Origin of the sequence: Pikeienuella piscinae (genome assembly GCF_011044155.1) — a bacterium.
In the GTDB taxonomy this organism is placed as follows: domain Bacteria; phylum Pseudomonadota; class Alphaproteobacteria; order Rhodobacterales; family Rhodobacteraceae; genus Pikeienuella; species Pikeienuella piscinae.
In genome coordinates, this window is record NZ_CP049056.1 from 3,974,104 (window position 1) to 3,986,669 (window position 12,566).

General features: G+C 65.4%; 15 protein-coding genes. 6 read left to right on the forward strand and 9 right to left on the reverse strand.

Translation table 11 applies throughout. From position 1 onward, the window contains the following. Positions 1-171: 171 nt before the first annotated feature. Entirely contained in the window at positions 172-1,014 is an 843-nt protein-coding gene (locus G5B40_RS18915; RefSeq protein ID WP_165102075.1) for a DMT family transporter, read from the forward strand. A 51-nt stretch (positions 1,015-1,065) separates the two neighbouring features. Here G5B40_RS18915 and G5B40_RS18920 read toward each other — a convergent pair whose 3' ends face one another. Both G5B40_RS18920 and G5B40_RS18925 read right to left on the reverse strand, forming a co-directional pair. Continuing rightward, complete coding sequence (locus tag G5B40_RS18920; protein WP_165102078.1) at positions 1,066-1,269, reverse strand: DUF2783 domain-containing protein; 204 nt, start codon at positions 1,267-1,269, stop codon at positions 1,066-1,068. 1 nt (position 1,270) lies between these two features. Further along, entirely contained in the window at positions 1,271-2,833 is a 1,563-nt protein-coding gene (locus tag G5B40_RS18925; RefSeq protein ID WP_165102081.1) for an FAD-dependent oxidoreductase, read from the reverse strand. Positions 2,834-2,985: 152 nt separating this feature from the next. Here G5B40_RS18925 and G5B40_RS18930 point away from each other — a divergent pair, with 152 nt between their 5' ends. The 3 genes from G5B40_RS18930 to G5B40_RS18940 all read left to right on the forward strand — a co-directional run bounded on the left by G5B40_RS18930 (position 2,986) and on the right by G5B40_RS18940 (position 5,429). Next, entirely contained in the window at positions 2,986-4,863 is a 1,878-nt protein-coding gene (locus G5B40_RS18930; RefSeq protein ID WP_165102084.1) for a PhoX family protein, read from the forward strand. A gap of 70 nt (positions 4,864-4,933) precedes the next feature. Continuing rightward, positions 4,934-5,152 (forward strand): hypothetical protein, encoded by a 219-nt coding sequence (locus tag G5B40_RS18935; RefSeq protein ID WP_165102087.1) that lies wholly within the window; start codon positions 4,934-4,936, stop codon positions 5,150-5,152. Between the two features lie 22 nt (positions 5,153-5,174). Next, a complete protein-coding gene (locus G5B40_RS18940; RefSeq protein ID WP_165102090.1) occupies positions 5,175-5,429 on the forward strand; it encodes a DUF7218 family protein in 255 nt (84 codons plus the stop codon). A gap of 37 nt (positions 5,430-5,466) precedes the next feature. Here G5B40_RS18940 and G5B40_RS18945 read toward each other — a convergent pair whose 3' ends face one another. Both G5B40_RS18945 and G5B40_RS18950 read right to left on the reverse strand, forming a co-directional pair. Then, on the reverse strand, positions 5,467-6,129 hold the full coding sequence (locus G5B40_RS18945; RefSeq protein WP_165102093.1) for a glutathione S-transferase family protein: 663 nt from the start codon (positions 6,127-6,129) through the stop codon (positions 5,467-5,469). Positions 6,130-6,139: 10 nt separating this feature from the next. Then, positions 6,140-6,502: a DUF1428 domain-containing protein gene (locus tag G5B40_RS18950; RefSeq protein ID WP_165102096.1), complete on the reverse strand. Its 363-nt coding sequence runs from the start codon at positions 6,500-6,502 to the stop codon at positions 6,140-6,142. Between the two features lie 74 nt (positions 6,503-6,576). Between G5B40_RS18950 and G5B40_RS18955 the strand changes: the two genes are divergently transcribed. After that, a complete protein-coding gene (locus G5B40_RS18955; RefSeq protein ID WP_211907482.1) occupies positions 6,577-7,017 on the forward strand; it encodes a MarR family winged helix-turn-helix transcriptional regulator in 441 nt (146 codons plus the stop codon). Positions 7,018-7,033: 16 nt separating this feature from the next. On the opposite strand, the gene G5B40_RS18960 is transcribed toward G5B40_RS18955, so the two are convergent. The 5 genes from G5B40_RS18960 to G5B40_RS18980 all read right to left on the reverse strand — a co-directional run bounded on the left by G5B40_RS18960 (position 7,034) and on the right by G5B40_RS18980 (position 11,667). Next, positions 7,034-7,558, reverse strand: coding sequence for a DinB family protein (locus tag G5B40_RS18960; RefSeq protein WP_165102101.1), 525 nt, complete (start codon positions 7,556-7,558; stop codon positions 7,034-7,036). A gap of 121 nt (positions 7,559-7,679) precedes the next feature. Continuing rightward, positions 7,680-8,630 (reverse strand): MBL fold metallo-hydrolase, encoded by a 951-nt coding sequence (locus G5B40_RS18965; RefSeq protein WP_165102104.1) that lies wholly within the window; start codon positions 8,628-8,630, stop codon positions 7,680-7,682. Between the two features lie 80 nt (positions 8,631-8,710). Then, positions 8,711-9,976, reverse strand: a complete 1,266-nt coding sequence (fahA, locus tag G5B40_RS18970; protein WP_165102106.1) for a fumarylacetoacetase — start codon at positions 9,974-9,976, stop codon at positions 8,711-8,713. A gap of 68 nt (positions 9,977-10,044) precedes the next feature. Next, positions 10,045-11,418, reverse strand: a complete 1,374-nt coding sequence (hmgA, locus tag G5B40_RS18975; protein WP_165102109.1) for a homogentisate 1,2-dioxygenase — start codon at positions 11,416-11,418, stop codon at positions 10,045-10,047. Between the two features lie 57 nt (positions 11,419-11,475). After that, positions 11,476-11,667, reverse strand: coding sequence for a hypothetical protein (locus G5B40_RS18980; RefSeq protein ID WP_165102112.1), 192 nt, complete (start codon positions 11,665-11,667; stop codon positions 11,476-11,478). Positions 11,668-12,172: 505 nt separating this feature from the next. On the opposite strand from G5B40_RS18980, the gene G5B40_RS18985 reads away from it, so the two are divergent. Continuing rightward, entirely contained in the window at positions 12,173-12,520 is a 348-nt protein-coding gene (locus G5B40_RS18985) for a MarR family winged helix-turn-helix transcriptional regulator (RefSeq protein ID WP_246209639.1), read from the forward strand. Positions 12,521-12,566 lie beyond the last annotated feature (46 nt).

The window sequence follows — 12,566 nt, forward strand, 5'->3', positions numbered from 1 at the left end:
CGCGGCCGAACAGCTGGCGACCATCGCCAGTCGCGACCGACGGCTTCGATCCGACCCTGAGGCGGTTGTCCGGAATGCTTTTTCGCCAAGCGGGCGATGATCGACAGTGGTGGCTGCGTGAATACTGATATTGCAACGGCTCAACGAGCCAACATTCGCGGCGGGATCTGGATGACCGCCTCAATGGCGATTTTCGCCATCGAGGACACCTTCGTCAAAGCGGCGTCGACGACGATACCCGTTGGCCAGATCCTGGTGCTCTTCGGTTTGGGGGGCGCGTTGGTGTTCGCCTGCCTGCTCCTCTACCGTGGGCAGCCGTTATTCGTTCGCGGCGTTCTGTCCCGCCCGATGCGGTATCGCGTGCTTTTCGAGATCATCGGCCGGCTGTTCTATGTCCTGGCCATCACGCTGACCCCGCTTTCGGCGTCGACGGTGATCCTGCAGGCGACGCCGCTTGTCGTCGTGGCGGGGGCGGCGCTTGTGTTCGGCGAAAAGGTGGGCTGGCGAAGATGGACGGCAATCCTCGTCGGATTGACCGGGGTCGTGATTATCGTTCGGCCGGGGACCGAAGGTTTTTCCATGCTCTCGATTCTGGCCGTTATCGGGATGTTCGGATTCGCCGGTCGCGATCTGACCAGCCGCGCGGCGCCGGCTTCGGTCAGCACGTCGATTCTGGGTCTCTATGGTTTCCTGTCCGTCGTCGTCGCGGGCGCCCTGTTCCATGCATGGCGGCCGGAGCCGTTCGTCATGCCGGATGTGGAGGCGGCGTTACAGTTGCTTGGCGCCATTCTGGCGGGCGTCATGGCCTATTCGTGCCTGATGAAAGCGATGCGCACCGGCGAGTTGTCCGCTGTAACGCCTTTCAGATACACGCGGCTGCTTTTCGGCGTGGCGCTCGGCGTCGTCCTGTTCGGAGAGAGTTTGAGCGCGCCGATGCTGATCGGTTCTGGTCTGATCGTCGTCTCGGGCATTTTCATTCTCTGGCGCGGCCGACGGGCGCGTATTCAGCACTAGCCCGGATTTCCCCGGCGCGCCCGCGCCCGTCAGAACGTCGCTGCGGCGGCGTCAGTCCCTGGCCACTGCTTCCTTTGCGAGGCGCAACGCTTCGCGCAACGTCGCGCGGTCGCCGATATGATTGGCGAGGATCAGGACAAGCCGCGCGGTGAGCGCGTGGCTCTCCGCTTCCTCAAGGCCCTCATGCGCGCCGAGCAATTCGGCGTAGAATCCGTCATGATCGGGAATGTTCGGCGTCAGGATCAGCGCGGCCATCTCAGCCTCCTTTCGCGACGGCGAGCGCCGCTTCGGCGTCAGCCTTGCTCGCGTCCGTCCAGCGGCCGACGACATGCTGGTCGGGGCGGATCAGGTAGACCGCCGCCGGGGCGTCGCCGAGATAACGCTGCGTGAGCAGGCCGGACGCGTCGAGCCGCAGCGCCGCGGCCCCTTCGATTTCGGGTGGATCGGTGTTCAAGCCCAGCATCGTGAATCGGCCGCCGAGCCGGTTCAGCAGCCACGCGCCGCCGACGGGCGCATCCGGGCAGGGGCGGCCCGGCGCCGCGCCGGCGGGAAGCGTCGCGTCGTCCGGCCCATCGGGCGCCGTCCCCTGATAGGAACAGGGGAGGGAAAGCCGGCCGGAATTCACCATCCCGCGCGCGAAGGGCGCATGCGCCGCGAGCGCCAGAACGCTGTCGCGAAAGATCCGCTCCACGCCTTCGGCGGGCGACATGAACTTGGTGGCGCGGGCGGAGTTGCGGATATTCTCGTCGGCCGCATGGGTCCGCTCCCGGTCGTAGCTCTCCAGCAGCGCCGGTCCGCTATCGCCTTTGACCACCGCGGCCAGCTTCCAGCCGAGATTGTCGACATCCTGCACCCCTCCATTGCCGCCGCGCGCCCCGAAGGGCGAGACGACATGGGCGCTGTCGCCGACGAAGATCACCCGGTCATGGATGAAACGCTCCAGGCGTCGGCACTGGAACGTGTAGATCGAGACCCAGTCGAGCGCGAAGGGGCGGCCCTCCACCACTTTCTCGATCCGGGGGATGACGTTTTCGGGCTTCCTTTCCACCTCCGGGTCCGCGTCCCAGCCGAGTTGAAGATCGATCCGGTAGATGTTGTCGGGTTGCTTGTGTAGTAGCGCGGACTGGCCCGGATGGAATGTCGGCTCGAACCAGAACCAGCGCTCGGAGGGGAAATCCGCCTCCATTTCGATATCGGCGATCAGGAAGCGTTCCTCGAACAGCTCACCGGCGAAATCGAGGCCCATCATGCCCCTGATCGGGCTTCCGGCGCCGTCGCAGGCGAGAAGATACTCCGCCTCGATCCGGTAGTCGCCGTCCGGCGTGCTCACCGTCGCGGCGGCGTGGTCGTCATGGCGCTCCACCCCCGTCACGCGGTTCCGGAACCGGAGGTCGATGAGATCGGGGAAATCGCGACAGCGCTCAACGAGATACTGCTCGACGTAATATTGCTGCAGATTGATGAAGGCGGGCATCTTGTGGCCGTCCTCGGGCAGCAGGTCGAAATTGAACACCTCCCGGTCGCGATGGCGGGTGCGGCCGATCTTCCAGGTGACGCCCTTCGTCACCATCCGCTCGCCGATGCCGAGGCGGTCGAAAATCTCCAGCGTCCGTTTCGCCCAGCAGATCGCGCGTGAGCCGCGCGAAACGACGTTGTTGTCGTCGAGGACGACGGAGGCGACGCCGTGAAGCGCGAGATCGACGGCCATGGCGAGTCCGATCGGCCCGGCGCCGACGATGACGACCTTGTGGCGCGCTTCGGGCTTTCCAGCCAGCGGGCCGGGGGTCAGATAGGGGAATTCCTGATATTCGTAGGGCACATGCGGCTCACGGGTTCATCGCTGGGCGGGCCGGGGTCCTCTTGCGTTCGCGCGGCTCCCGTCCATGCTGCCGTAGCGCCCGGCCGGCTGCAATAGCGTTAACTGTCGCGATGACATCATGAAGCGGCGCGCGAAATCGGGGGAGTTTCCGGATGAAGGACCACGGCCTGAGCTTCGACGAGTTCGACGAGTTGGTGAACCCGCGCCCCGAAGGTTGCGCGTTCGACGCGGTGGTCGAGCGGGCGCTGAGCCGGCGCGGTTTTTTCGGCGGCGCGATCGCCTTTGGCGGCGTCGCGATGCTCGGGTCGGGCGCCGCTGCGTCGGCGCAAGACGGGGGCGGGCGCTTCGCCTTCGCGCAGGTCGCGGCGAACACAAAAGACGAGGTGACGGTTCCGGACGGCTATCGCGCCGAGGTGCTGATCCGCTGGGGCGATCCGATCAGCGCCGATGGGCCGGAGTTCGACCCCGAGACTCTCGGAACGGCGGAAAGCCAGGCGCGCGCCTTTGGCGCCAACACCGATGGGATGGAGATGTTCGTCATCGACGGCCGCATCGTGTTGGCGGTCAACAACGAATACGCCAACACCCGCGTGATCTGGTCGAACCGCCCGAGGGCGAAACCGGCTGATGACGACGATATCGCCAAGGCAATGATGGCGCATGGGTTGAGCGTCATCGAGATCGCCGAGGCGGATGGCGGCTGGCGCGTGGTGCAAGACAGCATGCTGAACCGCCGCATCACGCCGCAGACGCCAATGGAGATCACCGGCCCGGCCCGCGGGCATGATCTGCTCAAGACGGCGGCGGACCCGGCGGGGGTTCTGGTGCGCGGCGGCTTCAACAATTGCGGCGCCGGCAGGACGCCATGGGGCGCCTATCTGACCTGCGAAGAAAACTTCAACGGGTATTTCTCAGCCGCCGACCGCGCGTATGAGGTCTCGCCCGCGCTGCGGCGCTACGGGGTCTCTGCGCGCGACTGGGGGTATCGCTGGGCGCGGATCGACGAGCGGTTCGATGTCTCGAAACATCCGAATGAGCCGAACCGGCACGGTTACGTCGTCGAGCTTGATCCGGCCGACCCAGAGTCGACGCCAAAAAAACGCACAGCGCTTGGCCGGTTCAAGCACGAGAACGCGGAAGTCGTGGTGAATGGCGATGGCCGGATCGTCGTCTATATGGGCGATGATGAGCGGGGCGAGTTTCTCTATCGCTATGTCTCGGACGGAGTCTATGCGCCTGGCGGCGAGACGGCGATGCTGCTGGAGGAGGGAGCGCTTTTCGCCGCGAAGTTTCACGATGACGGAACTGGCGAGTGGCTGGCGCTGACGCCGGAGACGACCGGGATGGCGGATTTGGCGGAGATCTGCATCCACACGCGCCTCGCCGCCTCCGCTGTCGGCGCGACGACGATGGACCGGCCGGAATGGGTCGCGCTCAACCCGAAGAAACCGGAGGTTTACTGCGCGCTGACCAACAACAAGGCGCGTGGCAGGAAGCCGAACGCTGGCGGCGATGAGACGCCGGTCGGCGGTCCGAATCCGCGCGAAGCGAACAAATACGGCCAGATCGTCCGTTGGCGTCCGGCGGAGGGCGACCACGCCGCAGACCGGTTCGAATGGGACCTTTTCGTCATCGCTGGCAACCCCGCGGTGCATCGTGGCGCCAACGCCGGTTCTGAAAATGTGAATGAAGGCAACATGTTCAACGCGCCGGACGGGCTGGCCTTCGACGAAACCGGGATGCTCTGGATACAGACCGACGGGGGCGATCCGGAGAAGAGGGACTTCGCCGGCCAGGGCAACAGCCAGATGCTGATCGCGGACCCCGCGACCGGCGAGATACGGCGCTTCCTCGTCGGTCCGAAAGGGGCGGAGGTGGCCGGGCTTTGCTGGAGTCCGGACCGGCGCACCGCTTTCGTCGGGATCCAGCATCCGGGCGGGGAGGGCGGTCACTGGCCGGAGGGCGGCGACGCGCCGCCGCGTTCGGCCATCATCGCGATCCGTCGCGAGGATGGCGGCCTGATCGGCTGATCTTCGGGGCGCGGAACCTTTCGTTCATGCGGCGTGTTGTTTTCGTAGGGAAAGCGAAAGGAGGCGCGCCGTGCGCGATGTCTATGAAATCGGCGATATGGTGGAATGGGACTCGGTGGAGGGCGGCGGCTGCGGCGTCGTTCGCCGGGTCGAGCCCGCCACGGCGCCGATCAGGGTCGCCGGCGTGACGATCGGCGACGCGGCGCCCTGTTCCGCCAGGCGCTATCGCATCGAACGCATGGATGGCCGCGTGGTGGTGAAATCCCATTTCGAAGTGACGATGGCCTGAGCGCGGGATGGAGGATTTCAGAATGGCTGAACCGACGATCAAGGACAAAGACACATATCAGGCGCTTCGTCGCGACGGCGCCTCGAAGGAGAAGGCGGCGCGGATCGCGAACGCGAAGGCTAATCCGAACATGCATCCTTCAAAAAAGGGCGGCGAGGCGGCCCCTTACGAGCAATGGTCGAAGGCTGAGCTGTATGACCGGGCGAAAGAACTCAACGTCGAGGGCCGTTCGAAGAAGAACAAGAATGACCTGATCCGGGCGCTGCGCGCGCGGTAGACCAAGGCACGCGGGGCGCCCACCCCGGCCCGAGCGGTCAGTTCACGGTTTCAGCCGGCGCATGCGCGGCGTGGTCGGCGATCTGGTCGTCCAACGCCTTCCTGAATGCGGGCCGGGCGAGGCAGCGTTCCAAATAGGCGGCGGCGACGGGATAACGGGTGAGGACAGCCTCCTCCCTGAGGTCGCGCAGAACGGTCGCCATCATGATGTCCGCGACGCCGAAGCGGCCGGTGAGCCATTCGCGATCTTTCAGCCAGGCGGAAAGCGATTTCAGCCTGAGATCGACCAGCTTCTCGGCGTGCGGACGGAAACCCTCCACCCAGGGCTCACCGGCATGGAATAGAGCGGGAAGGGTGAGGTTCATCGTCATCGGCTCGATGGAGTTCAGCGCGGCGAAAAGCCAGGCGCTGATGTCGGCCTGTTCCTGCGCGGTACGGGGGCGGAGCGTGTCGGATAGCGACGCGATGCGAAGCAGTATCGCGCCGGATTCGAAAAGCCGCACCTCGTCGTCGCGATAGGCGGGAACCTGCCCGAATGGCTGCCAGGCGCGGTATTCCCGGGTTTCCTTCTCTTCGAACGTGAGAAGCCGGACCTTGTAGACGAGCCCCGCCTCCTCCAGCGCCCAGCGGGGGCGAAGGTCCCTCACATGACCGGAAGCGAACGGCGGGACCCAGGCGAAGGCGCTGATCTCGATAGCCATCGCGAAGCCTTCACGCCGAGCGGTCGAGGGTCACGAGCGGTTCGAACCCGCCCCACATCATGCGCATCCCGTCGAACGGCATCTCACCCATCTCGGCCATGCGCGGGTCCTTCATCATCGCCTCCCACGCCTTGTCGCATGTTTCCTTGTCGGGCCATTCCATCCACGAGAAGACGACGGTCTCATCCTCCTTCTTCTTCACCGCCATCGGGAAGGAGGTAACCTTGCCGTCGGCGACGTCGACGCCCCAGTTCTCGCGGAGCGAGAGGCAACCGTAGTCCTTGAATATCGCCCAGCCTTTCTCGGCCATCGCCTTGTAGGCGGCCTTGTTGGCGTTCGGCACGGCCTGCAGGAATCCGCTGACATATGACATGACATGCTCTCCTTTCCGAGAATCACCCCAGAAGCTTGACTCGGATATAAGTTGATATCAACATAAATTCCATGATGGATCCCGACCTGCCGCTCTCCACCACGCTTGAGGTGCGCGACCGATGCCTCTGCCTCTCGGTTCAACGCGCAGCGCGCGCGCTGGCGCGGCGGTTCGATGAGGCGTTCAGGCCCTTCGGGCTGACCAATGGCCAATTCTCGCTCATGATGGCGCTGAACCGCCCCGACGGCCCACGGATCGGCGATCTGTCTCCGCTCCTTGGGATGGACCGGACCACGCTGACGGCGGCGTTGAAACCGCTGGAACGGCGCGGGTTGGTGAGTTCGGCGCCCGACGCGAAGGACGCCCGTGCGCGGAGATTGCGGCTAAGCGACAAGGGCCGCGCCCTGCTGAAAGAGGTGGTCCCCGTATGGCGCGAGACGCATGATGCCGTGGACGCCGTGCTTTCCAGCCTCGGCCCCGAGGATCTGCGGCGTGGGTTGCAGGAGCTTGGGTGACGCCGCCAGCGGCGGGTCAGAGCGCGAGGGCGTTTCGCGCCGCCTCCGTCCGCCCGTGATCAAGAAAGAAATCGTCGAGCTGCGGCGGAGGAACCTTTGTTCCGGCGAGCATCGCGTGGGCCTGCCCGCGGTGGTGGACATCGTGCAGCATCAGGTGAAGGAGGAGGGCGTCGATCCGCTCCGGAACCGGCGCGCCCCTGTCGGTCGGAACGGTGCGGGCGAGGTCGGACTCGGTCAGCCGGTCGCAAAAGGCGATGAGGCGCATGTCCGCCGCCTGCTGCGCTTCGACGAGGGCGGCGGGATCGGCGAAATGGGCGAAATCAAGATAGGCGGCGCGGCCGACGCCGCCTTCCTCCAGCGCGTCAAGATAGTAGAGATCGATGGCGAGGATGTGATTCAGCGTCGCCCCGATCGAGGGAAAGAAGCTGGTTCCCGGCGCATTGAACCCCGCCGCCCCGAGGCGGATCACGGCCGCGCCAAGCTCGGCGTTGGCGTAGCGGTTGTTGCGAGCCATGAGGCTGAGAGCGGGGCGGAGGGACATCACGAAGTTCCTTGTCCGGCGGCGGCGGCCCACCTTAGCAGGACGCGGCGCGAAGGAACCGGGAAATCGAGCGAATTTCCGCCGTTCGCCTCCGCGCCGCGCAGGCGAATGTTCCGGCCTCTCAGCCCTGCAGCGCCTCCCACATCGCGATGTCGCGCTCGGCGGTCCAGATGCGGGGCGTGTCGACGCCGCGCGCCTCGTCATAGGCGCGGGCGACGTTGAAGGGGAGGCAGTGCTCGTAGATCGCGTAGTCCTTGAACTTCTCGTCGCAGGACGCGCGTACCGCGTCCCAGGCGTCCTTCAGTGTTCCGCCCTTCGCGGCGACGCGGGCGACGGGGCGGTAGGTGCTCTCGATGAAATCGCGGGTCGCTTCGAGCGCGGCGTCGACCATCTCGCGGCCCTGAAGCGCGTCGCCCCGGCCCGGCGCGATGGCTTCGGGGTCGAAGTATTTCACCGCGTCGAGCGTATCGCCCCAGTCGCCGAAATGGCCGTCGCCGCAATAGCAGGCGGAGTGGTATTCGACGATGTCGCCGGTGAACATGACGCCGGAATCGGGCACATGGATCACCGCGTCGCCAGCGGTGTGGGCGCGCCCGACATGCATGATGTCGACCCGCCGCTTGCCGAGATAGACGGTCATCGAGTCGGAGAACGTGGTCGTTGGCCAGGTGAGGCCGGGGATGCTTTCATGGCCCTCGAAAAGCCGGGGAAAGCGCTGGAACTCGCTGTCCCAATCCTCCTGCCCGCGCTCCACCACCATGGCGCGGGCGGCGTCGGACATGATGATCTGGTCGGCGTTGAAGGCCGAGGCGCCGAGCACGCGGACAGCGTGATAATGGGTGAGCGCGAGATGGGTGATCGGCTTGTCGGTCACCTCGCGGACCTTCTCGATCACCATGTTGGCGAGGCGCGGGGTCGCCTGCGCCTCGACGATCATCACGCTGTCATCGCCGATGATGACGCCGGAATTCGGGTCGCCCTCGGCGGTGAACGCCCAGAGCCCTTCGCCGATCTCGGTGAAGCTGATCTTCTTTTCAGTGAGGTCGCCTTGCGACGCGAATTTTCTGGCCATGTCGTTCCCGTTTCTCAGCGGGCGGCGCCCGCCGGATCGCCTGTTTCACTCGCCTTCCGCCGCGGGCGCGGCGCGCTCCGTCAGCCCCAGTTCCTCTCCGCAGGCGCCGGAAGGATCTTCCCGACGCAGTCCCCGAAGCCGATGCGGTAGCCGTCGCCGCTGGCGTGGCCCTCCAGGGTCATCTCGTCGCCATCCTCGAGGAAGCTGCGCGTCTCGCCGGTGTCCAGCGTGATTGGCTCCTTCCCGCCCCATGACAGCTCCAGGAGGGAGCCGCGCTCCTCCTTCGTCGGGCCGGAGATCGTGCCGGAGCCGAGAAGATCGCCGGTGCGCATGGCGCAGCCGCCGATGGCGTGGTGGCAGAGTTGCTGGGCCGCGGAGTAGTACATCTCCTTGTAGTTCGTGCGGCTGAGCGTGGTGGCGCTCGCCGCGCCCTCGGGCCGCATCCGGACGCTGAGGTCGATGTCGTAGAGCATCGGCTTCGGCTCACGCAGATAGGGCAGAAGCTCATGCTCGCGCTCGGGGGTGGAGCAGCGGAACGGCTCCAGCGCCGCGCGCGTCACCACCCAGGGGCTGATCGAGGTGGCGAAGGCTTTGGCCTGAAACGGGCCGAGCGGCTGATATTCCCAGGCCTGGATGTCGCGCGCCGACCAGTCGTTCAGCAGGACATAGCCGAAGATCATCTCGTCGGCTTCGGAGACGGTGACGGGTTTGCCCATCGGATTCCCGGTTCCAACGACGGCGCCCATCTCCAGCTCGATATCGAGCCGCCGGCAGGGCCCGAAGATGTTGGTCTCGCTCCCGTGCGGCTTCATCTGGCCGAGCGGACGGTGAATGTCCGTCCCGGAGACGACGACGGTGGAGGCGCGGCCATTATAGCCGATCGGGATATGGAGCCAGTTCGGCGGCAGGGCGTTCTCCGGCCCGCGAAACATCGAGCCGACATTGAAGGCGTGGTTCCGGCCAGCGTAGAAATCCGTGTATTCGGCGACCTTGAACGGCATGTGCATCCGCACGTTCTTGAGCGGAACGAGGGCCGCATTGGGCAGCACACGGGTCTCGCCTTCCGCCAGAAGCGCCTGCAGGCGCGAGCGGACGCGCGCCCAGTAAGGCTTGCCAAGGCCCATGAACGCGTTGAGAGACGGCTTGTCGAAAACCGGCTTGCCTGCGCCGGCGTTGAGCAGCCCCGACCCTTCCAACGCGTGAAGATCGACCACCTTATCGCCGAGCGCGACGCCGCAGCGCGGCGCGGCCGAACGGGTGGAGAAAACGCCGTAAGGCAGGTTGTTGAGCGGAAAGGGGCTGGTCGGATCGTTCGCGCTGGCGACACGGCTCGGCAAGAGCGGCATGGGAACTCCTGATGCGGCTGCGGGCGGGGGTCGCGCGACCCCCGCCCGTCACTCGGGTATTCCGAGGTTTACTTCAAGCCGGGCGTTCCGTCGAATTTCTTCTCCAGCCCGTCCCAGCAATCGATGTAGTCGTCCTGCAGCGGCGCCTCCTTCGCGGCGAATTCGGTCAGTTGCTGGGGAAAGCGGGTCTCGAACATGAAGCTCATGGTGTTTTTCAGCTTCATCGGCTCCCAGCTGTCGGTCGTCGCCTTGTCGAAGGCGTTGCGATCCGGGCCGTGCGGCAGCATGCAGTTATGGAGGCTGATCCCCCCTGGCGCGAAGCCCTGCGGCTTGGCGTCATACTGGCCGTAGATGTTGCCCATCAGCTCCGACATGATGTTCTTGTGATACCAGGGGGGGCGAAACGTGTCCTCCTGGGGGAGCCAGCGCTCGGGGAAGATCACGAAGTCGATATTCGCGGTGCCTTCCTCCGCGGTGGGCGCGGTGAGGACGGTGAAGATCGACGGGTCCGGGTGGTCGAATGTGATCGAACCGACAGCGGCGTAGGTTCTGAGATCGTATTTGTAGGGCGCGTAATTGCCGTGCCAGGCGACGACATCCAGCGGCGAATGGTCAATCTCGGTGACGTGGAACTGGCCGCACCACTTGATCCAGACGCGAGAGGGCGTCTCCTTGTCCTCAAAGGCGGCGACCGGCGTCTTGAAGTCGCGCGGATTGGCGAGGCAGTTGGCGCCGATCGGTCCGCGATTCGGCAATGTGTACTTCGCGCCGTAGTTTTCACAGACGAAGCCGCGCGCTTCCCCGTCCGGCAGCGCGACCTTGAAGACCATGCCGCGTGGCAGGACGCAGATCTCCAGCGGTTCGAGGTCGATACGGCCGAATTCGGTCGAGATCGCGAGGCGGCCGTGTTGCGGGACGATCAGAAGCTCCGAATCGGCGGAGTAGAAATAGTCGTCCACCATGTCGGCGTTGGCGAGATAGACATGGCTGGCCATGCCAACCTGGGTGTGCACGTCGCCGGCGGTGGTCATCGTCCGCATGCCCTCGATGAAGGTCAGTCTCTCCTTCGGGAAGGGAACCGGGTCCCAGCGATACTGGCCGAGCGACGTGACGTCCGGGATGACGTTGGGCGCGGTCTTCCAGTGCGGCAGGTCGATCTTCCTGAACCGGCCGACATGTTTCACCGAAGGCCGGATGCGGTACATCCATGATCGCTCCAGCGAGCCGTGGGGCGCGGTGAACGGTGAGCCCGAGAGTTGCTCGGCGTAAAGGCCGTAGTTCACCCGCTGGGGCGAGTTGCGGCCCACCGGAATCGCGCCCGGCAGGGCCTCGGTTTCGAAATCGTTGCCGAAGCCGGGCATGTAGCCCGGCGTCACGCCGTAGCGGCTGTCATGCGCGGAATCGGTGTGGGCGAAGGCCGCGGGCGGTTGCTGCTTGTTCATGGATTCACCTCGGGTTGCACGCCCGCATTATTCGTTGCAAATGCAATGAAATCAAGATCAGGCGCTCAACCCCCGCTCGATTCGCGCGTAGTGCCTCATGCGGCTCCGGTCCGTTTCCCGCCTCTGGCGGTGCAGGATCTTCGCCCTGTCGCTCAGCGTGCCGGCTTCCCGGTGCTCGATTTCTCCAAACCGTTTCAACACACTGGCGTTGAGCTGTTCGGTTCGGTCGTCGATGATGTGTCGGGTCATTGGCTTCTCCTGCGTTTCATTTTGCTACGCGGGGCGACTCGCCCTCGGAAGGCGACGCCACCGGCAATATAGGCTCGATCCGATAGATTTTGGACCGCCTCCTTGCGCGGAACACGGGAAATTTCGCGTGGGGGACGAGCGCAAGACGCCATGCATGCCCGGCGCGACACCGAATCCGGCCCGCCATCGGCGCGCGTTGGCGGCGAAGCGGCGGCCCTTTCGCAACTCAGGCGCGGTGGCACGGCGCGCGGGCGATAGCGGACGGCGCTTCTTTCTCTGCGAGCGCCGGAAACACGGCTGCGGGACGATCGCAGGCGCGGACATGCGATCTTCTCCAGTCCCGAGCGCGGCACGCAGGCCTTCGTCGGGTCGAGACGACGTTTCCATGGTTGCGCGCCACCCATTGCGCTTGCAATGATTGCGCATGGCCGGTGGTTTCGAATTGGACAGGTTTCTGCCCTACCGCCTTTCGGCGCTTTCATCTCGCGTTAGCCGGGAGTTTTCTGTGATCTATCGCGACATGCTGGGTATTTCCAACGCGGAATGGCGTGTTCTCGCGCATCTGAGCGCCTCCGGCGCGGTCTCCGTGCGGGACATTCACCTGCGTGCGGGTCTCGAAAAATCGAAAGCCTCTCGCGCCGCGGCGCGGCTGGAGGGGACCGGGCTGGTCGAAAAGAAAGCCGATGAGCGTGACGGCAGGCTGGTCGCGCTCACGCTGACCGAAGCGGGCGAGGCGGCGATGGCGGAGCTGATCCCGCTGGCGCGCGCTTACGAGGCGGAGCTTCTGGCCCGGCTCGACGCGGAGGATCGCGCTGCGTTCGACCGGATCGTATCCCGGCTGGGCGGACCCTGACGCGGCGGATTTCGGGACTGTGCGCTTTGGCGCTTCGCAGGCGCAA

Coding starts and splice junctions, on each gene's coding strand:
- G5B40_RS18915 (WP_165102075.1), top strand. CDS start 172: ATGACCGCCTCAATGGCGATTTTCGCCATCGAGGACACCTTCGTCAAA.
- G5B40_RS18920 (WP_165102078.1), bottom strand. CDS start 1,269: ATGGCCGCGCTGATCCTGACGCCGAACATTCCCGATCATGACGGATTC.
- G5B40_RS18930 (WP_165102084.1), top strand. CDS start 2,986: ATGAAGGACCACGGCCTGAGCTTCGACGAGTTCGACGAGTTGGTGAAC.
- G5B40_RS18940 (WP_165102090.1), top strand. CDS start 5,175: ATGGCTGAACCGACGATCAAGGACAAAGACACATATCAGGCGCTTCGT.
- G5B40_RS18945 (WP_165102093.1), bottom strand. CDS start 6,129: ATGGCTATCGAGATCAGCGCCTTCGCCTGGGTCCCGCCGTTCGCTTCC.
- G5B40_RS18950 (WP_165102096.1), bottom strand. CDS start 6,502: ATGTCATATGTCAGCGGATTCCTGCAGGCCGTGCCGAACGCCAACAAG.
- G5B40_RS18955 (WP_211907482.1), top strand. CDS start 6,577: ATGGATCCCGACCTGCCGCTCTCCACCACGCTTGAGGTGCGCGACCGA.
- G5B40_RS18960 (WP_165102101.1), bottom strand. CDS start 7,558: ATGTCCCTCCGCCCCGCTCTCAGCCTCATGGCTCGCAACAACCGCTAC.
- G5B40_RS18965 (WP_165102104.1), bottom strand. CDS start 8,630: ATGGCCAGAAAATTCGCGTCGCAAGGCGACCTCACTGAAAAGAAGATC.
- fahA (WP_165102106.1), bottom strand. CDS start 9,976: ATGCCGCTCTTGCCGAGCCGTGTCGCCAGCGCGAACGATCCGACCAGC.
- hmgA (WP_165102109.1), bottom strand. CDS start 11,418: ATGAACAAGCAGCAACCGCCCGCGGCCTTCGCCCACACCGATTCCGCG.
- G5B40_RS18980 (WP_165102112.1), bottom strand. CDS start 11,667: ATGACCCGACACATCATCGACGACCGAACCGAACAGCTCAACGCCAGT.